The 22,660-nt window shown below is 65.7% G+C and carries 29 protein-coding genes; 5 read left to right on the top strand and 24 right to left on the bottom strand.

Translation table 11 applies throughout. The annotated features are described in order from the left end of the window. The first annotated feature begins 177 nt into the window (after window positions 1–177). Window positions 178–498: a hypothetical protein gene (locus ACFULT_RS13420; RefSeq protein WP_037114214.1), complete on the top strand. Its 321-nt coding sequence runs from the start codon at window positions 178–180 to the stop codon at window positions 496–498. Here ACFULT_RS13420 and ACFULT_RS13415 read toward each other — a convergent pair. Both ACFULT_RS13415 and ACFULT_RS13410 read right to left on the bottom strand, forming a co-directional pair. After that, window positions 489–1,577 carry a PLP-dependent cysteine synthase family protein gene (locus ACFULT_RS13415; protein ID WP_094720761.1) on the bottom strand — a complete coding sequence of 363 codons (1,089 nt, stop codon included), beginning with the start codon at window positions 1,575–1,577 and terminating at the stop codon, window positions 489–491. The genes ACFULT_RS13420 and ACFULT_RS13415 overlap by 10 nt on opposite strands. Then, a complete protein-coding gene (locus tag ACFULT_RS13410; RefSeq protein WP_019666475.1) occupies window positions 1,577–1,897 on the bottom strand; it encodes a DUF4229 domain-containing protein in 321 nt (106 codons plus the stop codon). The genes ACFULT_RS13415 and ACFULT_RS13410 overlap by 1 nt, the downstream gene beginning before the upstream one ends. Window positions 1,898–2,139: 242 nt before the next feature. Here ACFULT_RS13410 and ACFULT_RS13405 point away from each other — a divergent pair, with 242 nt between their 5' ends. Both ACFULT_RS13405 and ACFULT_RS13400 read left to right on the top strand, forming a co-directional pair. After that, complete coding sequence (locus ACFULT_RS13405) at window positions 2,140–2,352, top strand: BldC family transcriptional regulator (protein ID WP_026348035.1); 213 nt, start codon at window positions 2,140–2,142, stop codon at window positions 2,350–2,352. Window positions 2,353–2,472: 120 nt separating this feature from the next. Further along, a complete protein-coding gene (locus tag ACFULT_RS13400; protein WP_019666477.1) occupies window positions 2,473–2,673 on the top strand; it encodes a hypothetical protein in 201 nt (66 codons plus the stop codon). A gap of 54 nt (window positions 2,674–2,727) precedes the next feature. On the opposite strand, the gene ACFULT_RS13395 is transcribed toward ACFULT_RS13400, so the two are convergent. The 13 genes from ACFULT_RS13395 to ACFULT_RS13335 form a co-directional block, all read right to left on the bottom strand. Further along, window positions 2,728–4,164, bottom strand: coding sequence for an AAA family ATPase (locus ACFULT_RS13395; protein WP_378481673.1), 1,437 nt, complete (start codon window positions 4,162–4,164; stop codon window positions 2,728–2,730). Between the two features lie 104 nt (window positions 4,165–4,268). Next, window positions 4,269–5,240, bottom strand: a complete 972-nt coding sequence (gene ccsB, locus ACFULT_RS13390) for a c-type cytochrome biogenesis protein CcsB (protein WP_378481672.1) — start codon at window positions 5,238–5,240, stop codon at window positions 4,269–4,271. A 3-nt stretch (window positions 5,241–5,243) separates the two neighbouring features. Further along, window positions 5,244–6,866, bottom strand: a complete 1,623-nt coding sequence (locus tag ACFULT_RS13385; protein WP_378481671.1) for a cytochrome c biogenesis protein ResB — start codon at window positions 6,864–6,866, stop codon at window positions 5,244–5,246. After that, on the bottom strand, window positions 6,863–7,681 hold the full coding sequence (locus ACFULT_RS13380; RefSeq protein WP_019666481.1) for a cytochrome c biogenesis CcdA family protein: 819 nt from the start codon (window positions 7,679–7,681) through the stop codon (window positions 6,863–6,865). Before ACFULT_RS13380 ends, ACFULT_RS13385 begins: the two co-directional genes overlap by 4 nt. After that, window positions 7,678–8,271 (bottom strand): TlpA disulfide reductase family protein, encoded by a 594-nt coding sequence (locus tag ACFULT_RS13375; RefSeq protein WP_019666482.1) that lies wholly within the window; start codon window positions 8,269–8,271, stop codon window positions 7,678–7,680. Before ACFULT_RS13375 ends, ACFULT_RS13380 begins: the two co-directional genes overlap by 4 nt. Beyond that, complete coding sequence (locus ACFULT_RS13370; RefSeq protein WP_019666483.1) at window positions 8,264–8,923, bottom strand: histidine phosphatase family protein; 660 nt, start codon at window positions 8,921–8,923, stop codon at window positions 8,264–8,266. The genes ACFULT_RS13375 and ACFULT_RS13370 overlap by 8 nt, the downstream gene beginning before the upstream one ends. Next, window positions 8,920–10,242 (bottom strand): glutamate-1-semialdehyde 2,1-aminomutase, encoded by a 1,323-nt coding sequence (gene hemL, locus ACFULT_RS13365; RefSeq protein WP_037114204.1) that lies wholly within the window; start codon window positions 10,240–10,242, stop codon window positions 8,920–8,922. The genes ACFULT_RS13370 and hemL overlap by 4 nt, the downstream gene beginning before the upstream one ends. A gap of 52 nt (window positions 10,243–10,294) precedes the next feature. Next, complete coding sequence (locus tag ACFULT_RS13360) at window positions 10,295–10,723, bottom strand: DUF1707 domain-containing protein (protein WP_037114202.1); 429 nt, start codon at window positions 10,721–10,723, stop codon at window positions 10,295–10,297. A 40-nt stretch (window positions 10,724–10,763) separates the two neighbouring features. Continuing rightward, window positions 10,764–11,465: an alpha/beta fold hydrolase gene (locus ACFULT_RS13355; RefSeq protein WP_037114200.1), complete on the bottom strand. Its 702-nt coding sequence runs from the start codon at window positions 11,463–11,465 to the stop codon at window positions 10,764–10,766. 42 nt (window positions 11,466–11,507) lie between these two features. Then, on the bottom strand, window positions 11,508–12,050 hold the full coding sequence (locus ACFULT_RS13350; protein WP_378481670.1) for a hypothetical protein: 543 nt from the start codon (window positions 12,048–12,050) through the stop codon (window positions 11,508–11,510). A 58-nt stretch (window positions 12,051–12,108) separates the two neighbouring features. Beyond that, window positions 12,109–12,810, bottom strand: coding sequence for a dethiobiotin synthase (bioD, locus tag ACFULT_RS13345; RefSeq protein WP_378481669.1), 702 nt, complete (start codon window positions 12,808–12,810; stop codon window positions 12,109–12,111). After that, window positions 12,807–13,949, bottom strand: coding sequence for an 8-amino-7-oxononanoate synthase (locus ACFULT_RS13340; RefSeq protein ID WP_378481668.1), 1,143 nt, complete (start codon window positions 13,947–13,949; stop codon window positions 12,807–12,809). Before ACFULT_RS13340 ends, bioD begins: the two co-directional genes overlap by 4 nt. A 25-nt stretch (window positions 13,950–13,974) precedes the next feature. Beyond that, window positions 13,975–15,240, bottom strand: coding sequence for an adenosylmethionine--8-amino-7-oxononanoate transaminase (locus tag ACFULT_RS13335; RefSeq protein WP_378481667.1), 1,266 nt, complete (start codon window positions 15,238–15,240; stop codon window positions 13,975–13,977). 83 nt (window positions 15,241–15,323) lie between these two features. Here ACFULT_RS13335 and ACFULT_RS13330 point away from each other — a divergent pair, with 83 nt between their 5' ends. Beyond that, on the top strand, window positions 15,324–15,530 hold the full coding sequence (locus ACFULT_RS13330; protein WP_033188642.1) for a hypothetical protein: 207 nt from the start codon (window positions 15,324–15,326) through the stop codon (window positions 15,528–15,530). Between the two features lie 30 nt (window positions 15,531–15,560). Next, window positions 15,561–17,525, top strand: a complete 1,965-nt coding sequence (locus tag ACFULT_RS13325) for an acyl-CoA dehydrogenase (protein ID WP_378481666.1) — start codon at window positions 15,561–15,563, stop codon at window positions 17,523–17,525. 97 nt (window positions 17,526–17,622) lie between these two features. On the opposite strand, the gene ACFULT_RS13320 is transcribed toward ACFULT_RS13325, so the two are convergent. From ACFULT_RS13320 to hemB, 9 genes are all read right to left on the bottom strand, one after another. Further along, window positions 17,623–18,801 carry a sorbosone dehydrogenase family protein gene (locus ACFULT_RS13320; protein ID WP_094720751.1) on the bottom strand — a complete coding sequence of 393 codons (1,179 nt, stop codon included), beginning with the start codon at window positions 18,799–18,801 and terminating at the stop codon, window positions 17,623–17,625. Window positions 18,802–18,876: 75 nt separating this feature from the next. Further along, window positions 18,877–19,080: a heavy-metal-associated domain-containing protein gene (locus ACFULT_RS13315; RefSeq protein ID WP_255032869.1), complete on the bottom strand. Its 204-nt coding sequence runs from the start codon at window positions 19,078–19,080 to the stop codon at window positions 18,877–18,879. A gap of 31 nt (window positions 19,081–19,111) precedes the next feature. After that, entirely contained in the window at window positions 19,112–19,393 is a 282-nt protein-coding gene (locus tag ACFULT_RS13310) for a metal-sensitive transcriptional regulator (protein WP_019666495.1), read from the bottom strand. 16 nt (window positions 19,394–19,409) lie between these two features. Then, window positions 19,410–19,649, bottom strand: a complete 240-nt coding sequence (locus ACFULT_RS13305) for a hypothetical protein (protein ID WP_378481665.1) — start codon at window positions 19,647–19,649, stop codon at window positions 19,410–19,412. After that, complete coding sequence (locus ACFULT_RS13300; RefSeq protein WP_378481664.1) at window positions 19,646–20,125, bottom strand: hypothetical protein; 480 nt, start codon at window positions 20,123–20,125, stop codon at window positions 19,646–19,648. Before ACFULT_RS13300 ends, ACFULT_RS13305 begins: the two co-directional genes overlap by 4 nt. Beyond that, the gene (locus tag ACFULT_RS13295) at window positions 20,118–20,552 is read right to left on the bottom strand and encodes a hypothetical protein (protein WP_094720749.1); all 435 of its coding nucleotides are present in this window, start codon (window positions 20,550–20,552) and stop codon (window positions 20,118–20,120) included. The genes ACFULT_RS13300 and ACFULT_RS13295 overlap by 8 nt, the downstream gene beginning before the upstream one ends. A 68-nt stretch (window positions 20,553–20,620) precedes the next feature. After that, window positions 20,621–20,779: a hypothetical protein gene (locus tag ACFULT_RS13290; RefSeq protein WP_170945253.1), complete on the bottom strand. Its 159-nt coding sequence runs from the start codon at window positions 20,777–20,779 to the stop codon at window positions 20,621–20,623. 300 nt (window positions 20,780–21,079) lie between these two features. Then, window positions 21,080–21,688 (bottom strand): hypothetical protein, encoded by a 609-nt coding sequence (locus tag ACFULT_RS13285; RefSeq protein WP_037114183.1) that lies wholly within the window; start codon window positions 21,686–21,688, stop codon window positions 21,080–21,082. After that, complete coding sequence (hemB, locus tag ACFULT_RS13280; protein WP_037114180.1) at window positions 21,685–22,659, bottom strand: porphobilinogen synthase; 975 nt, start codon at window positions 22,657–22,659, stop codon at window positions 21,685–21,687. Before hemB ends, ACFULT_RS13285 begins: the two co-directional genes overlap by 4 nt. Window position 22,660: the final 1 nt, after the last annotated feature.

Below are 22,660 nucleotides of genomic sequence, written 5' to 3'. Positions count from 1 at the left end.
ACCCGAACCCACCACCGCCGACCTCCGACACGCACCCACCGACACCGCCCGCACCCGAATCCGACTCCTCCGCCGAAAACTACGACAACACAAAAGCATCCAACGCCTCCGCGAACGAAAGAAACCACCACCCTTCTGATCGGCCGCGGGCGGGACACGAGCATCTAGTCTGGAGGTATGGCTCGGAAGAACTCGACAACTTCATCACTCGCTACTTCGGCTCTGGCGGCCGCAGGCCTGCTGGGCGGCTTTGCCGTTGCGCAGCAGACGAAGAATCGACAACTCGGCGGCGCTGTGTTGGCAGCTGCGGGTGTCGCGAGCACCGCGTCATGGAACGCGGCTGCCGGTCCCAAGGTCGCAGGTGCGCTGTTGGCGACGTACCTCGTCGGCTTCGGCGCATCGCACCCGCTGGCCAAGAAGATCGGAGCGTGGCCGGCGGTGAGCGTCGCCGCGGGAGCCACCGCGGCAGCGTCGCTGGTGCTGACGCGTCAGGGCTGAAACTCGCCCGTTCGTACGAAGCGTTCCAATTCCTCGGTCGGCCCGGTGAGATCCATGCCCTGCGATGCGACCCAGGCGTCGTCGAAGTACGTGTTGGCGTAGCGCTCACCGCCGTCGCACAGCAGGGTGACGACGCTGCCGGACCTGCCGGCTGCAATCATCTCGGCGATGACGCCGAATGCGCCCCAGATGTTGGTTCCGGTAGAGCCTCCGACGCTTTTGCCGAGGGCCGTCGATGCGTGCCGTGCGGCCGCTACCGAGGCAGCGTCGGGTACCGCGATCATTCTGTCGATGACCTGTCCGACGAAGGACGGCTCGACGATGGGACGGCCGATGCCTTCGATCCGCGACGGCTTTCCGGTGGAGAAGTCGGCTCGGCCGGTCTCGTAGCCACCGATGAAGGCGGAGTTCTCGGGATCGACGACGGCCAGTCGGGTGGAGTGCCGTCGGTATCGGATGTACCGACCGATCGTGGCGCTGGTTCCGCCTGTGCCCGCCCCGACGACGATCCACGTCGGGATCGGCGATTCTTCATGGGTGAGCTGATCGAAGATCGATTCCGCGATGTTGTTGTTTCCGCGCCAATCGGTGGCGCGCTCCGCGTGGGTGAACTGGTCCATGTAGTGGCAGTCCGGCTCCGCTGCGAGTCGGTGCGCCTCGGTGTACATGGCGGAAGGATCGTCGACGAAATGGCAACGCCCACCGTGTGATTCGATCAAGGCAACCTTCGTCGGCGACGTACTGCGCGGCATGACCGCGACGAATCGCAGACCGAGCAGCCTCGCGAAGTACGCTTCGCTGACGGCGGTGGATCCCGACGAGGCTTCGATGACCGTGGTGTTCTCGGTGACCCATCCGTTGCAGATCGCGTACAGGAACAGCGAGCGCGCCAGGCGATGCTTGAGGCTGCCGGTGATGTGCGTCGACTCGTCCTTGAGGTAGAGCTGCACTCCCCACGCCGCGGGAAGTGGGTACCGCAGGAGGTGTGTATCAGCCGATCGTTGAGCGTCGGCGTCGATGAGGCGGACCGCATTGTCGACCCAGTCGCGGGCCTCGGAACGGTCGACGACCTTCGACACTACTTGCCGTCCTCGCCGCGCAGTTTCGCCTGGAGGTCGGCTCGGGCGCGGCGTCGGCCTTCGTCGACGCCGGCGATCGACTCGTTGACGCGAATCCGGAGGGACTTGAACAGTACGAGCGAGAGGGGCAGCGAGATCAGTACTGCGAACACCGCGGCGACCAGTACGGGGATCTCGACGCCCACGAGCAGCCCGACTCCGACGATCACGGCGGCGATCACGAGGACCAGAAGCAGACGCGCTCCGCTGTAGATCGCGACGTCTCGCAGGAGGCGTCCTTTGGTCGCGGTGGGCTCGGGTGGTGTGTTGCGTTCGTTCACGGCCTTCAGGCTACCCGCCCTTCGACCTGCGGTTGGACACGCTGCAACGTCGCATATCGGACAGCCGGACTTGACCGATTTGTCTATTACCTCCCCTTTACCTTCTTTAGATCAGTCGAGTACCTAGGGGTTCGAGTGCCACCATGGTGCTCGAACACGAATTTGCTCCATCCACTGTCCGGTTCGTGACCCGCCTTCGGGCCGGGCCTACCGGACACCGCACGCAGGAGGACACGACCAAGATGAGCGCACCAACACTGCACAAGGCTCAGGATTCACTGCTCACACCGGGGCAGGTAGCGGCGCTCTTCCATGTCGATCCGAAGACGGTCACCCGTTGGGCGCACGCCGGTCGTCTCGGATCGCTGCGCACACCGGGCGGTCACCGTCGGTTCCGCGAGGCCGAGGTCATGCAGCTTCTGTCGTCTCTGACCACCGAGGCCGCTCACCACTGACCCCGTAGACCGACTACCGACGCCAGGTCGAACACAAGTGCATATTCTCAGGAACTTGCGAACCGCGTTGGGGTGCACACCGCATCCCAACGCGGTTACGCTGGTCTGAGGAGGTGCGTCGTGATCTATCTTTTGGCGTTGATCGGTTTGGTGGCAGTCATCGTCCTGTTCTGGAAGGCCTTCGGTCCGACTGCGCAGGCTCCGGCTGGACGGACCGTCGGTCCGGATGACGACCCGGAGTTCCTGTGGCGTATGAACCGAGATGTTCGACGGTCGGGCACGGACAGTCAGGACACGGGCAAGACCGAACCTACAGAATGAAGTACAGCAGCCCGCCTCACGAGGCGGGCTGTTTCGTTCGCCCATCGGGTGCGCCTAGCGCGTCCTCGACTCATGTGCGCGCTGAAGATCTTCCGGCCGGTTGCTGGGAAATCCGGACGCCACCGCCGCCGCCAATTCCAGCAGCGCGGCGCGAGTTCCGCTCTTCAACCTGTTCAAGTCGATCTCGGCGCCCTCCTCGAGGTGTGGGTCGAACGGGATCAACACGACCTGACGGCAGCGTTGCTCGAAGTGCTCGACGACCTTACCGAGATCTACTTTGCCTGCTCGCGGCCGAACTGCGTTGACCACTGCGACGGATGAGCGCACCAACTCGCTGTGACCGTGCGCGTCGAGCCAATCGAGTGTCGCCGAGGCGCTGCGGGCCCCGTCCACGGAACCGGAGCTGACCACGACCAGCGCGTCCGATCCGGCGAGGATGCTGTTCATTGCCGAATGCATGAGCCCCGTACCGCAGTCCGTGAGCACGATGCTGTAGAACTTCTCGAGCAGTTCCACCGCGGTGTCGTAGTCCTGGCCGCTGAACGCCTCGGACACGGCGGGGTCGGTGTCCGACGCAAGTACCTCGAGACGGTGCGCATTCTGCGAGGTGTATGCCCGTACGTCGCTGTAGCGATTCAAATCCTCGATGTCCCGCAGCATGTTTCGAACCGTCGCGGGCGTCTCCAGCGGTACCTTCTGGCTCAGTGTTCCGCGGTCCGGGTTGGCGTCGACGGCAATGACGCGGTCCCCGCGAATGGACGCGAACGTCGATCCGAGCGATGCCGTCGTCGTCGTTTTACCGACGCCGCCCTTGAGGCTGAGTACCGAAATGCGATAGCAGCCGACGAGGTGGCGCTCCGCCTGCCGAGAGAGCCTGGCCAGACGCTCGTCGCGATGACTGTTGCCGAGATTGACCCGACGCAGCGTCACGTCGTAGACCCACTTCCGCCACCCGGACACAGGCGGCGGCGAAACCTGCCTCACGAGAAGGGCATTGGTGAGATCCGACGCCGACGCCGACGCGACCGGAGGCAACTGCCCCTGCGTTCCGAGGTCCGGTGGAGTCGGCGTGGGTTCTGCACTGTAGGTAGTCGATGCAGGCGGCATCGGGACCGGGATCGAGCGGAATCCCCCTGTTCTGGGCCCGGCACTCGCAGGCTCGACAGGCGACCCGGACTCCTCCGTCGGCGCTGCTTTCTCCGAAGCCACTGCTTTCTCCGAAGGCACTGTTTTTGCCGAGGTCACTGCTTTCGGCTTCTCACTCGGAGCTTCGGCGCGTCGCTGCCAGGGCGAGGCGTCCGGCTCGGAGACGTCAGGTTTCTGGGATGCCCCGGTCCCCGCCCCAGCCCCGGTCTCGGCCCCAGCCCGGGTCTCGGCCGAAGCAGTGCTCTGCGGTGGCGCGGTGGGTGCGTCGTCCTCCCCCGGCTCCGCCGGACGTACCGGCTGCCACGAACTCATCTGCCACTCGGCCATGGCGTTTCCCCCCGTCATCCGACTCCCCAGTCGGAGGGTGCGCGCCCCCGGCGCACCCGTCACCGCCGGACGTTACCAGCTGAGCCGGCGAGCCCTCGCCCGCGACCGATGCGGCCGAGCGGCTAGGTGAGGCCTGCGTAGGAGTGCAGTCCCGAGACCACCATGTTGATGATGAAGAGGTTGAACAGCATTGCCGCGAACCCGGTGATGTTGATCCACGCCGCACGGGTGTTGCGCCAACCGGACGTTGCGCGGGCATGCAGGTATGCGGCGTAGATGATCCAGGTGATGAAAGACATCGTCTCCTTGGGATCCCAACCCCAGAAACGGCCCCACGCTGCTTCGGCCCAGATGGCGCCCAGGATGACGCCTGCACCGAAGAGTGGGAACGCGACGATCGTGGTCTTGTAGGCGAGCCGGTCGAGCGCCTGGGCGTCGGGAAGCCTGGATGCGAAACGCCCCCAGAAGCTGCTGTTCTCTTCGCCTGCCGGCTGCTTCATGCGGAGCAGGAACAGCAGGCTGGCGACGCCGGAGACCAGGAAGATTCCGCTGCCGACGCTGACGATGGTGACGTGGATGGGCAGCCAGAACGAGCGAAGTGCCGGCACGACGGGTGCGGCGTCGGCGTACAACTTGGTTGCAGCCATGAACATCAGGACGATGATCGGTGCGAGGACGAAGACGATCATCGGTCGCATCGTCTTCTTGCGCAGCAGCACGATCGAGGTGAGCGTTGCGGCGGCGGTGGCCATGGTCACGAACTCGTACATGTTGCCGAGCGGGAACCGGTGTGTAGCGAAACCTCGAAGTACGACCGATGCCACGTGCAACACCAGTGCCAGGATCAGCAGCGCAAAGCCCATCCCTGCCAGTCGCTCCGACAGTGGACGCTTGGGGGTCTCGACGACACGTCCGGGTACGCCCGCCCCGAGTGGAGCGGGAGCGCCGCTACCGACGAGTTCGCGCGCCTGAACCTTGGTGGCCCGTTGCGACGCGTACTGCGCGATCAGCAGAACGAACGCGAGGACGTAGATGGCGAACGCGGATTCGAAGGACCAGTCGCTGTACTGCGAGAGCGTCTCGTTGATCGGCATCGGTCAGTTCTCCTGCTTGTCTGTGTTCACTGTCTTGACTTCGCCGATCAGCCGCTCACACAACCGGTCGAATTCTTCTCCCCAGCCCGCCTGATCGGTTCGGGCGAGTCCACCGAGTTCTACTACAGTATGTCGTGAGTCCGAATCGGTGTGCAGCCGGACCCAGACTCTGCGTCGTTTGATCACCAACGACACGAGCAGCCCGCCCATCATCGTCAGGGCGAAGACCAGTACCCAGTTCTGGGCTGGATCGTGCGATACCTGCAGGTTGACGAACTCCTCGGCGCCGTCGAAGCGGACGTTCGTGCCGTCGGACAGAGTCGAGGACTCTCCTGGCTTCAGGTTGACCCGGTCCTGCTTGACGAGCCTGCCCTGGTTGACCATTTCCTGGTTCAGGGAGAACAACGACTGCGGGTATCCGGTGTCCAGTCCGGTGTCACCTTTGTAGATGTCGATCGCGACGGCGGGATCCGTCATCGCGGGGTAGCTCGACGACAGTAGGTTGCCGTGGAAGAACGCCGTCGGCGCGAACAGACCTTCGATGGCGATCTGGTTCTTGCGACGCTCGGTCGCTTCCGGGTACAGGCCACCGGGCGGGTCGATCCGAAGGACTCCGCTGGAGAGGAACGTGGTGGCGTCGGTCGGTTGCCACTGGATCGTCTCGGTGCGTGTCTCGCCGCCCGGGAACGTCACGGTGAACGTCGGTGCGTATCCGTGGCCCTGCAGGTAGACGCGGTCGCCTGCTACGCGGAGCGGGTGGTTGACCTGCAGGACGTCGTCGCGCCAGGTGTTGTTCGCCAGATCCTCGCCCGCCTGGTACTCGATGTTCGACGTGAACATCTCGGCCTGACCGTTCTCGAGGTAGTCGGCCTTGAAGTCCTTCACGCGGATGCACAAGGGCTCGAGTCCGGTGCCGTCGACGAGTTGGCCGGCGCGGAAACCGTCGTAGACGGCGGGTGTCGTGCTGCAGAAGCCCGGACCGTCGTTGGCGATGACCACGACGTTGCCTTCGTATCCGAGCAGCTTGCCCAGAGCGATGGCCGCGAGCAGCCCGACGAGTGAGAGGTGGAAGACGAGGTTGCCGAACTCGCGGAAGTATCCCTTCTCGGCGGACAGCGTCACCTCGCCCTCGCCACCGGTACGCTGCGCGACGCGCCACCCGCGTAGCTGCGCCTTGACCTTCGCCGCGGTGTCCTCGGCGGATTCGTCGGACACGTACTGGCGGTGGTGGGGCAGACGGGACAGGTTGCGGGGCGTCGGGACGGGCTTGGTGCGCAGGGCTTTGGCGTGTTCGACGCATCGCGGCACGATGCAGCCGATCAGTGAGATGAACAACAACGCGTAGATCGCGGTGAACCAGAAGCTGGAGAAGACGTCGAACAGTTCGAGCCTGTCCATCCACGGACCGAGGGTCGGCCTGGCTGCGATGTATTCGTCGACCTTGCCGGAGTTGAGGCTGCGCTGCGGAACCAATGCGCCGGGGATCGCGGCGAAGGCGAGCAGGAACAGCAGCACCAGCGCGGTGCGCATGCTCGTCAGCGATCTCCAGGTGTTGCGTGCCAATGCGAGAGCACGCCCGGGCAGGGACTGCTTCTGCGGGGCGACGCGAGTGTCGAGGTCGGTCATATGGGAAGCACCACGTCGGACACGAAGGCGTCGCGAACCCAGCTCACGAACACGTCCCACGCACCCGTGACGAGTGCAATTCCTACTGCTATCAACATGATTCCGCCGAACACCTGTATCTGTCGTGCATGGGTGCGAAGCCAACCGACTCCGCGTAGAGCGCTTGCCGAGCCGAACGCGAGGATCACGAACGGCAGACCGAGGCCGAGGCAGTAGGCGACGATCAATGCGACACCGCGCACAGCTGTCGCACCTTCGGTTCCTGCGGCCAGAGAGATGACGCTTGCCAATGTCGGCCCGAGGCACGGCGTCCATCCGAGGGCGAACACTCCGCCCAGCAACGGAGCGCCGAACAGGCTGCCGACTCGGCGTGGTTCGAATCTGACGTCGCGTTGCAGTGCCGGTACCAGGCCGATGAACACCAGACCCATCGCGATGGTGACGACCCCGCCGATGCGCATCAGCAGTTCACGGTTGACCGACAACACCGAGATCGCGCCGAACACCGTGGCCGTTGCGAGGACGAAGACGACGGTGAATCCGAGGACGAACAAGCCTGCGGCGCCCGCGACTCGCAACTTGCTGGCCGTGCGCACCTTCGTCGTCGACGCTTCCGCCGCGGTGACGGCAGGCGCGTCGGCACCGACCACTCCAGCCAGGTAGGACAGGTAACCGGGAACGAGAGGTACGACGCACGGCGACGCGAACGAGACGAGGCCGGCGAGGATGCAGACACCGAACGCGAGAACGAGCGGCCCGGAAGCCGCCGTGGTCTGGAACGTCTCGCCGATGCCTGCCGCGTACAACTCGATCACTGGCTTTCCGTCTCCTCGCCCGCGATCCGCTCGACGACGGGTTGCAGGTCCTCGGCGAGCAGCTCACGCAGGTACACCGCAGCCACGCGGTGCTGCTTGTCCAGGACGATCGTCGTCGGGACGACCGATGTGGGGATGCCACCGAGGGCGGTGAGGGTGCGCATCGGCGGGTCGTAGATGGACGGGTAGGTCACTTTGTTGTCGATGACGAAGTCCTGCGCTTTGTCCTGCGCGTTGTCGCGAACGTTGATGCCGAGGAACTGGACGCCGAGGTCCTTGGTGTTTTCGAAGACCTCTTCGAGATCGTCGGCTTCACCACGACACGGCCCGCACCACTGGCCCCACACGTTCAGTACGACGGCCTGGCCCTCGAAGTCCGCGAGCGACGTCGTCTTTCCGTCTTCCATCAGGTCGGGGCCGGACAGTTCGCCGATGGTGCCTCGATCGGACGGGGGGTCGTAGAAGATCTCGGTCTGGCCGCCGGGTGAGACGAAGTCGAAGGTTCCGCCGGTGGCGACAGCGTCGGTACCCGTCGCGCAGCCTGCGGTGACTGCGACGACGGCCAGAGCCGAAGCGAGTACCTTACGCACCGGTGACTCGTGGATCGCTGGCGCCCGCGGGCTCGGAGTAGACGATGTCGACGAGCGTGTCTCCCTCGTAGACAAGGGAAGTCAGCGACGCGAGACCGCACTGACGGTGCCGAGGGTCGTGCCACAGACGCTCACCCTGCAGGAATCGACGCAGGGTCCAGACGGGGAGCTGGTGGCTGACGACCACGGCTTCGTGGCCGACGGCTGCGACACGTGCCGCGTTCACTGCCGCCAGCATCCGGTGCGCGATCTGCAGGTACGGCTCACCCCACGACGGCGTGAACGGGTCCCGAAGCTTCCACCAGTGCCGTGGCCTACGCAGTGCCCCGTCGCCGACGGCGACCCGGAGGCCCTCGAACTCGTTGCCGGCCTCGATGAGGTTGTCGTCGGTGGCGATGTCGAGTCCGTGCGCCTTCGCGATAGGACCTGCCGTCTCCTGCGCCCGCTGGAGTGGGGAGGCGATGACGGCGGTGATGTCGTGTCCGGCAAGCGCATTCGCCACAGCGGTCGCCTGCGTCTGCCCCTTCACCGACAGTCGGAACCCGGGGAGGCGTCCGTAGAGGATGCCCTTGGGGTTGTGGACCTCACCGTGCCGCAACACGTGGACGATGGTGCGCGTCGTCTGATGCGGATGTGCCTCCGGTGTACTCACTTGGTTCCTGCTTCGGCTCGGGCCGCTGCACGTGCGGCGTGGGGAAGGGCGTCGGCGATCTTCTCGAACGCAGCGTCGTCGAGGGCAGCGGAGACGAACCATGCTTCGAACGCGCTCGGCGGCGGGTAGACCCCGCGCGCGAGCAGTGCGTGGAAGAAGGCGGGGTATCGCCACGTCTCGGCTGCTTTTGCGCCTGCGTAGTCGGTGACGGGCCCGTCGGAGAAGAACACACTCACCAGTGTGCCTGCGAACTGGACGTGGTGACGAACGCCTTCGGCGGTCAGGGCGTCACCGAGCAGCCCGCCGAGTCGCTCCGCGTTGTTCTGCAGCTTCTCGTAGACGGACGCGTCGGCCAGTTGCAGGCTCGCGAGACCGGCCGCGACGGCGACGGGATTACCGGACAGGGTGCCTGCCTGGTAGACGGGACCGGCCGGTGCGAGGTAGGCCATGACGTCGGCGCGCCCACCGAAGGCTGCGGCGGGCAGGCCGCCGCTCATGACCTTGCCGAAGGTGTACAGATCACCCGCGACTCCGTCGATGCCGTACCACCCCGCTGCGCTCACGCGGAAGCCCGTCATCACCTCGTCCATGATGAGTAGGGCGCCGTTGTCGGTGGCCAGGCGTCGTAGCCCCTCGTTGAAGCCGGGAACCGGCGGAACTGCCCCCATGTTGCCCGCGGCGGCCTCGGTGATGATGCACGCGATCTGCCCGGCGTTCTCGGCGAAAGCGTGCTCGACGGCGGCAAGGTCGTTGTAGGGCACGACGATGGTGTCCGACGCCTGCGCACCCGTCACCCCGGGAGAGGTGGGCAGGCCGAAGGTGGCGAGTCCGGATCCGGCGTCGGCCAGAAGCGCGTCGACGTGGCCGTGGTAGCAGCCGGAGAATTTCACGATCTTGGTGCGCCCGGTGAAACCACGGGCGAGGCGGACGGCGCTCATGGTCGCCTCTGTGCCGGAATTCACAAGCCGAACCTGGTCGACCGGGCCGACGCGGCGGACGATTTCTTCCGCGAGTGCGATTTCTCGCTCGGTCGGAGCGCCGAACGACAGACCGGTTTTCGCGGCCTCCTGCACAGCCTGCACGACGACGGGATGAGCATGGCCGTGGATCATCGGGCCCCAGGACGAGATCAAGTCGACATAGGAGTTCCCGTCGGCGTCGATCATGGTGTATCCGCTGGCCTCGGTGATGAAGCGCGGCGTTCCGCCGACCGAATGGAACGCGCGAACCGGGGAGTTCACCCCACCCGGGATCACTGCGCTCGCGCGCTCGAAGAGCTGGGCAGATACAGGTGCGTCGTCGCCGGGGGAAACAGTCACGACCCCCAGTGTCCCAGGTTCGTCGATTTCGCCAACTACAGGGCGTAATAATTCAGGACTTCTCGTCCTCGTCGTCGTCCTTGTCCTCGGGCATGACCGCCATCGCGACGAGGATCAGCGCCCAGATACCGATGGGCCACCCGGGCCAGTACCCGTTCAGCTCCCCGTCGGAGATGGACTGAAATCCCCAGATTCCGGTCATGATGATGACGCCGCCGAGCCACCATCGCCATTCGTCCCAGTACTCGCGCCACTCGCGGGCATCCTTCGACTCCGCAGGCTCCGCGGTCTGCGTGGGCACAGGGAGATCGTCGGTCACTTTCGCGAGTTCGCCTCGCGTCGCTGATTTCCACACCAGGTCGAGGCGCTGCTCGTATTCCACGAGAGTCAACCTGCCGTCCGCCATCGCGGTGCCGAGAAGCTGCGCCGTGGCCTCGCGCTCCGCGGTGCTGACGCGCAGCTTCTCCATATCGGAACCCATGGACAAGCACCCCATCTCGGTCGGTGTCCGAAATGCCAGGTTATCGCGGATCGCCGACGAGTTCAGCCCGATAACGATCCAATCGGTCTGCAAGTTCGGCCGGCCTGGACAGGGCGACGAGATGGCCACCGGGCATCTCGTCCACCTCGATTCCCAACCTGTCGCGAACCACGCGTCGCTGAAACTCGACAGGGAAGAACCGATCGTCGACGCCCTGAAGAAAACGCGTCGGAATGTCGGGCCACGCCGTGAGCGGCCATGGCAGTGCGAATGGGCCGTCCGATTGGTCCGGTGCCGTGCCGCCCAACTCTGCGACGACATCGGCCGGAACGTCGTGCAGGAAGACATCCGCAACCAGATCCTCGGCGTCCAGGTCCCGCCCATCGCGCTCGGCTTGGACGACGCGTGCCTGCCCGAAACCCGTGGCTTCCCACCACTCCCCCGGAGTCTCACCGGGTTTCGGGGTCATCGCGTTGAGCAGGACGATCAACGACGCCTGGACCCGCGAGGCGACGAGCGGCGCAGTGAACCCGCCGAGGGACTGCCCGACGACGGTCACGCCTCGAAGATCGCCGACAGCGTCGACAACGACGTCGGCGTACTCGGCGAGCCCGGCGCTCGGATCCGACGCGGGAAGAGTCGCGGCAACGACGTGATGGCCGCGGTCGAGCAGTTCGGGCCCCAACCGCGACCAGTACCGCGCGTCACCGCCCGCACCGGGGATGAGAACGAATGTGTGCATCGCCGCTGAGCGTAGGCGCGTGCACATTCCGGCGACAACCAATTACGGCTGGCGATGCTCGCCGACGTGGTTGTTGTCGGTGCGGGGGTCGATCTTGCTGCCGCGAGGATCGAGCGGGTTACCGGGGTTCTGCGTGGCACTGTGGGTCGGGTTCTGCGTGGCACTGTGGTCGCCCGAGCGCGCGTCCTGGTGCACGATCTTCTCCGCCGATGCCTTGTCCACGTCACCCGAGCGAGAGCGGGTCTTCACGTCGGGATCGATCTTGTTGGCGCGTGCGAATTCCGCGTCCAGTTCGTCGCGGGAGGACGCTGCGTCGCCCTGGTGGTTCTCGGCCTGCAGTGTGAGCCTGCGCGCTTCGGCTGCTTTTGCCTCGGCGTCGGCTTGTGCACGCCGCGCTTTGGCGGCGCTTTCGTCCGCGCGTGCTTGACGCTCTTCGACTTCCGTTGTTCGGTCGGCGGCCTGCTCACGGATGCGTTCGGCCTCGACCCGTCGGCTTGCTTTCTGCTTCTTCGACAGGGCCAGAGCAACGGCCACGACGAGAAGTACGACTACGACTGCGATGACGATCCATACTGCTGTGTTCATTGTGGAGCCCCCAACTGTTGGTAGATGAGTTCGAGTACCCGCACCGGGGTTCGACAAACTACGAACCGGCGGATCGACGGTTCAGGATGTCGGCGACGGCCTTCGAGTCGAACCAACCAGGTGCATCGGCACAGAACTGCTCTCGACGTGCACTGCCTACCCCCGCCGGGATGCGGCCGAGGATCGGCACACCCGCTACGTCGGGAAGTTCGAGGAGGTTGGTTCGAGCAGCAAGGTCGGGCTCCGATGGCCACGATCCCACGATCAGGCCTGCGCAGAAGACCCCTGCCCGGTCGAGCGCCCCGACTGTCAGCGCGGTGTGGTTGAGGGTTCCGAGCTCGACGCCGCACACCACCACGACCGGTGCGCCTGACGTCGCCGCAACGTCGAGCAGCGTGAACCCCCCGGCGCCGAGCCGGACGAGGAGGCCACCGGCACCTTCCACCAGGACGACGTCCTCGGTCAGCGAGACGATGTCGTCCACCACCGAGCCCAATTCCAGAGCCGGCATTCCGGCGAGACGGGCTGCTACGTCGGGCGCGAGCGGGTCCGGATAGCGCGCAGTTTCCACGGTCCTGGTGATCCCGGTCAGCCGCTCGATGTCCTCGAGATCGCCCGCCTCCCCGCCGCACAGACCTGTCTGCGCCGGTTTCACGACGGCGACCGATACCCCGAGAGCAGAGGCAGTTGCCGCGATCGCTGCTGTGGTCACAGTCTTTCCGACGTCGGTGGACGTGCCGGTCACGACAAGAATCGTCATACCGCAGCCCGGTGGAGAACTGCATCGAGGACGTCCGCGACAGCCGCAAGCTCGGGGTCGGTGAGGTTCGCGCGAGCGGTCAACCGAAGTCGGGAGGTCCCCTCCGGCACGGACGGCGGCCGGAAACAGCCGACGTGTACGCCTCGGCGTAACGCTTGCTGCGCTGCGTCGTACGCCCGCTGCGGATCGCCGAGAACGACGGAGACGACGGCCGACTCGGAAGGCTCGACGCCGGCGATGTCGGCAAGGTGGTCCGCGCAGCGACGCACGGCCACCGACCGTTCCGGTTCTCGTTCCAGGATCGCCAGTGCCGCCCGAGCTGCTCCTGCAGCCGCGGGAGCCAACCCGGTGTCGAAGATGAAGGGCCGCGCGACATCGATCAGATGATCGCGCACCGCGTGCGTCCCGAGCACCACACCACCCTGCGAGGCAAGAGACTTGGACAGCGTCGCGGTGACGACGACGTCGGGCAGGCCCTGTAATCCCCGTTCGTGCACCAGACCACGGCCACCGGACCCACGGACGCCGATTCCGTGAGCCTCGTCCACGAGCAGGGCAGCCGAATACCGTCGGCACAGTCCGTGAAGCTCTCGCAGAGGCGCGAGAGAACCGTCGGTGCTGAACACAGAATCGGTGACGACGAGCGCGCGGTCCTCGGGACGTGTTCGGAGCACGTGTTCGACGGCGTCCAGGCGCGTGCCGTCGAACACCTCGATCCGAGCCCTCGACAACCTGCATGCGTCGATCAACGACGCGTGCGACGCGGAATCGGACAGCACCAGCGAACCCCGTCCGGCCAGCGCGGCGACGGCACCCAGGTTGGCGGTGTACCCGGAGGAGAACACCAGCGCGGATTGGGCGCCGGCGAACCGAGCCAGGTCCTCCTCCAACTCCTCGTGCAGCGTCGTGGTGCCGGTGACCAGCCTCGAGCCCGTTGCGCCCGCACCCCACCGGTGCACCGCAGCGCACGCGGCGTCCACCACCTCGGGGTGACGTGAGAGGCCCAGGTAGTCGTTCGAGGCGAGATCGATCACCGGGCCGTGATCATCGGGCTGCGCAGGGCGCGGACGCAGCGTTCGGTGAACCCCGCGGTCGCTGCGCAGGCGTGCTGCTTCGGTCAACCAGTCGAGTGCCGCCACATCGGCGACCCTACTTGAACGCCGTTCAAGTTCGCGCGACGGCCCCGATCGCACGTGCGATCCGTGCCACGTCCTCGGCCGCACAGACGTACGGCGGCATCGCGTACACCAGCTTCCCGAACGGCCTGAGCCACACCCCTTCGCCGACGGCGGCATCGGTCGCACGCTGCATGTCGACGGGCTCGTCCATCTCCACCACACCGATCCCGCCCAGGACACGGACGTCGGCGACGCCCGGAAGATCCTCCACCCCGGCCAGACCGTCGCGCAGGCCCTTCTCGATGCCTGCGACCTCGGACCTCCAGTCACGTCCCAGCAGCAGCTCCACCGCGGCGACGGCGACGGCGCACGCCAGCGGATTGGCCATGAACGTCGGGCCGTGCATGAGCCCGCCTGCCTCACCCTCGCTGATGACCTCGGCGACGTGCGATGTCGTCAGTGTCGCCGCCAGTGTCATGTACCCGCCGGTCAACGCCTTGCCCACACACATGACGTCAGGGGTGACCGCGACGTGATCGGCGGCGAACAACTCACCGGTACGCCCGAATCCGGTGGCTATCTCGTCGAACACCAGCAGTACGTCGTGCTCGTCGGCCATCCGGCGAAGCTCGGTGAGATACCGCCGGTCGTGGAACCGCATGCCTCCCGCGCCCTGCACGAGAGGCTCGACGACGATGGCCGCGATCTCGTCGGACCTCGCCGACAGGATGGCCTCGAACTGTGCGACGTAACCGGCGTCGAACTGCCTCGGCGGGGCGGGCGCGAAGATCTGCCGGGTGAGGACGCCGGACCACAGCGAGTGCATCCCGCCGTCGGGATCGCAGATACTCATCGGCGCGAACGTGTCGCCGTGGTAGCCGCCGCGCCAGGTCAGCAGCCGGTTCTTCGACGGCTTGCCGCGCCCGCGCCAGTACTGCACGCACATCTTGACTGCGACTTCGACGGACACCGAACCGGAGTCGGCGAAGAAGACCTTGTCGAGGCCGTCCGGGGCGATGCTCACGAGAAGCTCGGCCAACCGCGCCGCGGGTTCGTGCGTGAGCCCGCCGAACATCACGTGACTCATCCTGTCGATCTGGGCGTGCGCGGCTGCGTCGAGCACCGGATGGCGATACCCGTGCACCGCCGCCCACCACGAACTCATCCCATCGACCAGTTCGCGCCCGTCGGCGAGCGTCAACCGCACGCCCGATGCGCCCGCGACGACGAGCGGCGACGTCGTGGATGGAAATCCCCCGTAGGGATGCCACACGTGTTGCGCGTCGATTCCGGCGATCTGTGCTGCGTCCAAGCTGAAGTCCGTTCTCGTTCGGGGCGAAGCCGAGCATGTGGAACATGTAACACCCGTGTTACGCCTGCATTACACTCGCCTGCATGGAGGCACAACACGAACCGGCCAGGTACTCGTGGCCCGACGGGTTCCGCGAGCACCTGATCCGCGAGTTCGACGGGTACAGCCCTCTCGTCACACGTGCGCTCGAGGACAACGGCGCCTCGGTCTTCGGCGACGGTCCGTACGGGCGGAGCAAGTTCTGGTCTCGGCTGCGCAAGTTCGGCCGCGAATATCTGTGGCCTGCCTGAGCAAGCCGGATCCGTAGGTTACCGTCGAGTATGGCAACCACTTCGGAGCATCTGCGTAACACATTGGACGGCCGTTGGCGCGACGTGAAGAACGAAGCGCGCGCTCAACTGGTTCGCGACGAATTCCGTCCTCACTACACCCCCAACACCGTGATCGCGCGCACCAAAGCGCTGGAGCAGCTCAAGCTGCTGGCCCAGCACGGCGCTGCGGACGATGGTTTCAAGAAAGAACACGGAGGCACCGGAGACGTCGGAGCCGCGGTCACGATGATCGAGATGCTCGCGATGTCGGACCTGTCGCTGATGGTCAAGGCCGGAGTCCAGTGGGGGCTCTTCGGCGGGGCCATCGAGAACCTGGGCACCGAGCGTCACCACGACGCCTACGTGCGGCGCCTCATCGACCTCGACTTGCTCGGATGCTTCGCGATGACCGAGACCGGTCACGGCAGCGACGTGCAGTCGCTCGAGACCACGGCGACCTACGACCGTGAGACCGACGAGTTCGTCGTCCACTCCCCCACACCGTCGTCCCGCAAGGACTACATCGGCGGTGCAGCCGAAACAGCAACGGTGGCAGCAGTGTTCGCGCAGCTGATCACCGCGGGCCCGGGTGAGGAACCCGAAGGACACGGCGTCCACTGCTTCTTCGTCCCGTTGCGAGACGAGGACGGCAACGATCTCCCCGGCATCACCACCTCGGACTGTCAGTACAAGGGCGGACTGCCCGGTGTCGACAACGGCCGCATCATGTTCGACAACGTCCGCATTCCGCGGGACAACCTGCTGAACAAGTACGCGGACGTCTCCTCCGACGGCACGTACTCCTCGCCCATCGAGAACCCGAGCCGACGCTTCTTCACCATGCTCGGAACACTGATTCGTGGCCGTGTCACGGTCGGCGGGTCCGCGGCCGCTGCCGCTCGGGTGGCACTCGACATCGCTACGCGATATGCGCTGCAGCGCAGGCAGTTCTCGGCACCGAAGTCCGACGACGAGGTGCTCATCATGGACTACCTCGTGCACCAGCGCCGGTTGTTCCCGTTGATCGCGAAGTCCTACGCGCTGCAGTTCGCGCAGAACGAACTCGTCGCAAAAATGCACGAGCTGCAGACCTCGGACAACCCCGACGCCGAAGAGCAGCGTGAACTGGAATCCCGAGCCGCCGGACTCAAGGCTTCCAACACCTGGCACGCCACCAGAGCGATCCAGGAAGCACGCGAAGCATGCGGCGGCGCAGGCTATCTCGCAGAGAACAGGCTGATCTCGCTCAAGGCCGACACCGACGTGTTCACCACCTTCGAAGGCGACAACCACGTGCTCACCCAGCTCGTGGCGAAGGAACTGCTCACCGCGTACGCCGACGACGTCAAGTCCATGAGCCCCGTCGAATGGGTGCGGTTCGCCGCGGAGTTCGCCGGCGAACGCGTCGTAAAACGCACTGCGGCGCAGACGATCATGCAGACCATCCTCGACACCCGCCAGGACAACGAAGAAGAGGGCTCGCTGTTCAACCGCGGCACCCAGGTCAAGATGTTCGAGGACCGCGAGGACTACCTGCTCTCCACCGTCGCTCGCAGGCTGCAGAGCAAATCGAAGGAAACGAGCGCGTTCGACGCCTTCAACGCGGTTCAGGACCACGTGCTGCACGCAGCCAGCGCGCACATCGATCGCATCATCCTCGAAGCCTTCGTCGCCGGCATCTCTTCCTGCGAGGACGAGGCAGCCAGGGAACTACTCGAGCAGGTCTGCGACCTCTATGCGCTGTCGGTCATCGAGGAAGACAAGGCGTGGTTCATCGAACACCGCTACCTCTCCACCGAACGCTCCAAAGCCGTCACCCGCGGCATCAACGAGCGCTGCCGCACCCTCCGTCCGCACGCCCTCGAACTCGTCGAGGGCTTCGGCGTTCCCGAACAGCTCCTCGGCGCGGCCATGCTCGGCCACCCCCAGGCCGGTAGCGACGAGGAGTCCGCCTCGAACCCCAGCAAGGCCTGAGCACCTCCGCACCGGAGCGAACGTGCCGTTCAGTCACTTCAAGTGACTGAACGGCACGTTCGGTCTCGAAAACGGGGGGCCTCCGGGAGCCGGCGGGTCAGGCTCCGGCCGGTGTGACGCGGAGGATTCGGTCACCCGAGCCGTTGTCGGTGGTGAGCAGGAACGACCCGTCGCCAGTGGAGGTCAGGGAGCGCAGGCGCCCCCACTCTCCTTCGAGCGCGTCCACTTCCTGCTCGACGGAGATTCCGTCGGCGCCGAGTTTCAGGAACACCAGTTTCTCGCCCTGCTGGCTGGAGATGACAGCCGCGCCGGACCAGTCGCCCCATGCCGCACCGTCGACGAAGGTCAGTCCGGGGGTCGCGATGGTCGACTCGCCCGAGCTCCAGACTGCTTCGATGGCGTCGGGGACGCGCTCGGTGTCGGTCATCGGGACCGACTCGTCGTAGATCAACGGGTTCCGATCCGGCTTCCAGCCGTAGTTTCCGCCCGCGACCAGTAGGTTCAGTTCGTCGTCGCGGGTGGAGCCTTGTTCCACCTCGTACAGGCGGCCGGTGCCGGGTTGGAATGCGAGACCCTGAACGTTGCGATGCCCGAGCGTGTAGACGCGGCCGGGTGCATCCGCTGCGGCGGTGCCGTCGGTTGCATCGACGTGGAGCACCTTGCCACCCAGCGAGTTCGGATCCTGCGGCACGGACGGGGACGCTGTGTCTCCGGTGCCCACGTACAGGGTTCCGTCCGGTGCGGCCAGGATCCGGCAGCCGCCGTGCCTGCCACTGGACGAAACGGGAATGTCGTCGATGATGGCGCGGTCTCGCGTCAACGTCGTCCATGCTTCGTCGACGGTCCATCGGATGACCGCGATGTGATTGCCGCTTCCACCCTGCGAGCTACCGGGCGCTGCGCTTCCGGTGTCGACGCCGGCTCCCTCGACGCCCTGGCACGTGAACAGCGCCCGCGAGTCCTGGAAGTCCTGGGCGAGTTCGATTCCCATCAGCCCGGTCTCACCCTGGGCGTAGAGATCGTCGAGGTCCGCCGCCAGTTCACCGACCGACCCGTCCGCACGCTTGACGACGAATCTTCCGCTGCGTTCACCGGTGAGGATCGTCCCGTCGGGGGCCTGGACGACGTCCCACGGCCGGGCGAGCCCGTCGAGTTCGGTGGTGACGGTCAACCCGACGCCGCCTTCCGGGGGCTGAGCCACTGCCCCCGTCGAACACGCGAGTGTCAGAGAAAGACTGGTCACCAGGATTCCGGTACCGGCCAGCAACTTGTTCACAGATCGTCTCCTCGAAAGCGAGCAGGGATGATCTATGACCTGTACCACGAACCACGGCCGGTAAACCGGACATTTCTACGACACGAGACGGTAGCCCGCTTCGCTGACAGCACCGGCGATCGAATCTCGCTCCAGCGCAGCATCACTGGTCACCACCACTTTGCCCGACGCCACGTCCACCGTCACTCCGGTCACGCCACCGATCTCGGAAATCTCCTCCGAAACCGAAGCGGCACAGTGCTGGCAGGTCATTCCTTCGACGATGTAACTGTTCTCCACGCTCGAAACCTTCTTTCCGTTGGCTGCGACTTCAGGACCGAACGAGTCGTGCGATGGCGTCCGATGCCTCTTTCACCTTCGCGTCCGCGTCGGGACCGCCACGTTTGGCGGCCTCGACGACGCACCCCGCGAGGTGCGCGTCGAGCAGCTTGAGCGAGACGGACTGCAGCGCTTTGGTTGCCGCCGAGACCTGGGTCAGTACATCGATGCAGTACCGATCCTCGGCCACCATGCGCGAGATGCCGGCGATCTGACCTTCGATTCGACGTAGCCGCTTCAGCAGATCGTCCTGCTCGCTCGTGTAACTACTCATGCCGTCGATGATACCCCTACCGGGTATGGGAACGACCCGGGAACCGAACTCTGACTGCGTCGACCAGCAGTAGAAACGCGACGGTCACGCAGGCGGCACCTGCTGCTATCCAGGAACCGGAGTATCGAACCGCCACGAACTCCGGCCCGCCCTCGTCCGTGGCCGCGAACAGATGTTCCGTCGCGCCGAGGTTCCAACACACGACGGCCGCCGCGAACAACAGCAGGGCACCGAGAACCTCCACCGCGGATCTCATCGGTCGCTCACCACCACTTCTTCCAGGGCCTCACGCAAGCCGTCGTCGTCCTTCGCCCAGGCCTGAACCAGGCCGCCTCCCACCAGCCGCAACCCGATGCCGTGGCGTCGGCGAGGGATGCCGGTGAGTTCACCCAGCACCCGGGCCGTCTCCCACTTCTTCGGCTCGTACTCGCCCGCGGAGTACTCGGGCGCCGGAAAGACGACGGCGATGTCCGCTATGGACAGCCTTTCGGTGCCCTGGCGAAGCTCTGTCGCCGTGAGTGCCACGCTGACATGGCGGCGAGCCGCGCTGACCTGCACGTACGTGAAGCCCGTCAGCACGACGGCAACCACCGCGAGCGCAACCCAGTGGACAACAGGACCCGTCAGCATCTCGAACACCAACACCGCCGCGCAGAAGACAGGCCCCCACAGCAGCGATCGCCACCGAGCACCCGGCTCTTCGAACAGCGCGTCGTCGTTCGAGTCAGTCATGGGCGAACCACGGTGTCGCCGACGGCCGGTAGATCACCACACAGGCCGCGATCAGGACGAGGGCGACTGCGAGAAGTTCGGAGAACAGGCCGAACCCGAAAACCACCACGAGGAGTAGCAGGACGGTGACCAGCGACAGGAGGACGGACACGGCCCGCATCCTGGCGTGTCCGGCGCGCACGGGTCCGGCGAGGAATCCGAGCACGAGGCCCAGGAGTCCGCAGCCTGCACCGAGAAGACGAAGGGTGCCGAGGTAAGAATCGATCTGAGCGGGTGTGTTGCCCTCGTCGGCGAGCGAGGTGCGCAGTGGGTCCACCGGCACGGTCAGTGTGATCAATGCGACGAAGACGAGCAGTACCGCAGCGATCAGCCATAGCAGGTATGCGGCGGTGACGACGCGCGGGCGTGCGGTCCTGTCCGAATTCACGACTTCATAGTGCCCGGTTGCGCGTGAACGAACCACAGTGGGTCGGCCGAGTCTGCCGCGCGAAATTGTCAGTGCGAGACGAGCGCAGGAATGACGATTGCGACCGACGCGAGGACGCCCAGCGCAACCACGAGCGCGATCAGGAAGAGCTCTCGAGTGACACCGTGTTCGACGGGAATCGTGTGCTCGGCGGGTGGGGCGATCCGCCTCGAACTTGCCTGAACCATGGGTTCACCTCATCCTGGCACGCGGGCCTCTGCAGTGACAATTGTCACCGTACACTCGGGCGGGTGCTCACCCTAATCACCAGGTCAGCCGGCACTGAACCCCATACTGACGATCAGCACGGCTACCGAGACTGCAGTGAGCAGACCGAGGAGCGCCCACAACGGACGGCCGCGCTCGGGCTCGGGAACTTCGGATAGGGCCATGACATGTCCGATCTACTCGACGGGTTCCCCCATCGCGTGATCGTAGTCACATGTTACGCGTGTGGCTGGTGTGACACGCGGAGTGTCTGCCGAGTGTCAGCGCTTCCGCGCGGCCAGGAAGTACGCCTGCGAGTCCTTGCGATGCATCAGATAGACCGCCCCGCCCGCCAGGACGCCCTGCAGAATGCCCGCGACGCTCATGAGGATCTGCATGGCTCCACCGTCGACACCGAAGGCGAACAGTTGCGGGACGGCCAGCACCACCGTGACGGTTCCGATGACGGTGAGCACGGTTCGCGCCCAGAGCCGTCCGAGTCGCATCTTGTTCACCCAGTACAGGAACAGTCCTGCGAACGCGATGCCGATGACAGCCATCAACACCAGGGCGCCGGTCAGGTAGCTTTCCGCGGATTCGAGCGTCAGCGGCAGCGACGGATCCTGTCTCGCGACGTCGTCGACCAGTTGCTGGGCGAACGGCGTGCGATCGGAGTTCACCATCATCAGGGTCAGGATCAAGCTGATCAACCCGAGTGCGGTCACACCCCACCACAGGTGCCGAGACGTCTCGATGTCCAGAGGAGCCGAACTGCGGGCCGCGGGCCGTTCGGGCTGCTGCGGCGGGGTGGCGTCGAATCCGACGGGGCCGTGTTCGGCTTCCCAGCGTGCCCAATCGGGCTCCGGCGGGCGTTGTCCGTCATTACTCACAGCCAGCCCGCCGCTTCCGTCGCCCAGTAGGTCAGCACCACGTCCGCGCCTGCCCGGCGGATGCTGGTCAACGACTCCAGAATTGCCGCGTCGCGGTCGATCCACCCGTTCTGGGCGGCCGCGGTGATCATCGAATACTCGCCGGAGATCTGGTACGCCGCAACCGGAACGGTGGACATGTTCGCGACGTCGCGCAGAATGTCGAGGTAGGACATTGCAGGCTTGACCATCACCATGTCCGCGCCCTCGTTCAAGTCCAACTCCACCTCGTGCACGGCCTCGCGGCGGTTCGCCGAGTCCTGCTGATAGGTGCGGCGATCGCCCTGCAGCGACGAGCCGACAGCCTCACGGAAGGGACCGTAGAACGCCGACGCGTACTTGGCCGAGTACGCCAGTTGGCCGATCTCGCGGTGCCCGGCGGCGTCGAGGGCCTCACGGATGACGCCGACCTGCCCATCCATCATTCCGCTCGGTCCGAGTAGGTGAGCCCCTGCATCGGCCTGCGACAGCGCCATGTCCACGTAGCGCGTCAGCGTCGCATCGTTGTCGACCGCACCGTCCTCGGTGAGGACTCCGCAGTGACCGTGGTCGGTGAACTCGTCGAGGCACGTGTCGGCCATGATGACCGTCGCGTCGCCCAGATCCGACTTCAGCCGCCTCAGACCGCGATTGAGAATGCCGTCCGGATCGCTCGCGCCGGAACCCTCTGCGTCCTTGTCCTCCGCCTTCGGCACGCCGAACAACATGACGCCCCCGACGCCTGCCGCGACGGCCTCCTCCGCGGCCTTGCTCAGTGAGTCGAGCGTGTGCTGGAAGACCCCAGGCATCGACGAGATCTCACGAGGCTCGGCGATACCGTCGGCGACGAACATCGGCAGCACCAGGTGCCGTGGCTGCAGCGATGTTTCGGCGACCAGGCGCCGGAGCGCCGGGGTACGTCTGAGCCTGCGGGGACGGTCTACGGGAAACATC

The sequence above is a fragment of the Rhodococcus sp. NPDC057297 genome, assembly GCF_042667435.1.
Classification (GTDB): Bacteria; Actinomycetota; Actinomycetes; order Mycobacteriales; family Mycobacteriaceae; genus Rhodococcoides.
This window is presented reverse-complemented; position numbering and strand designations above follow the sequence as displayed.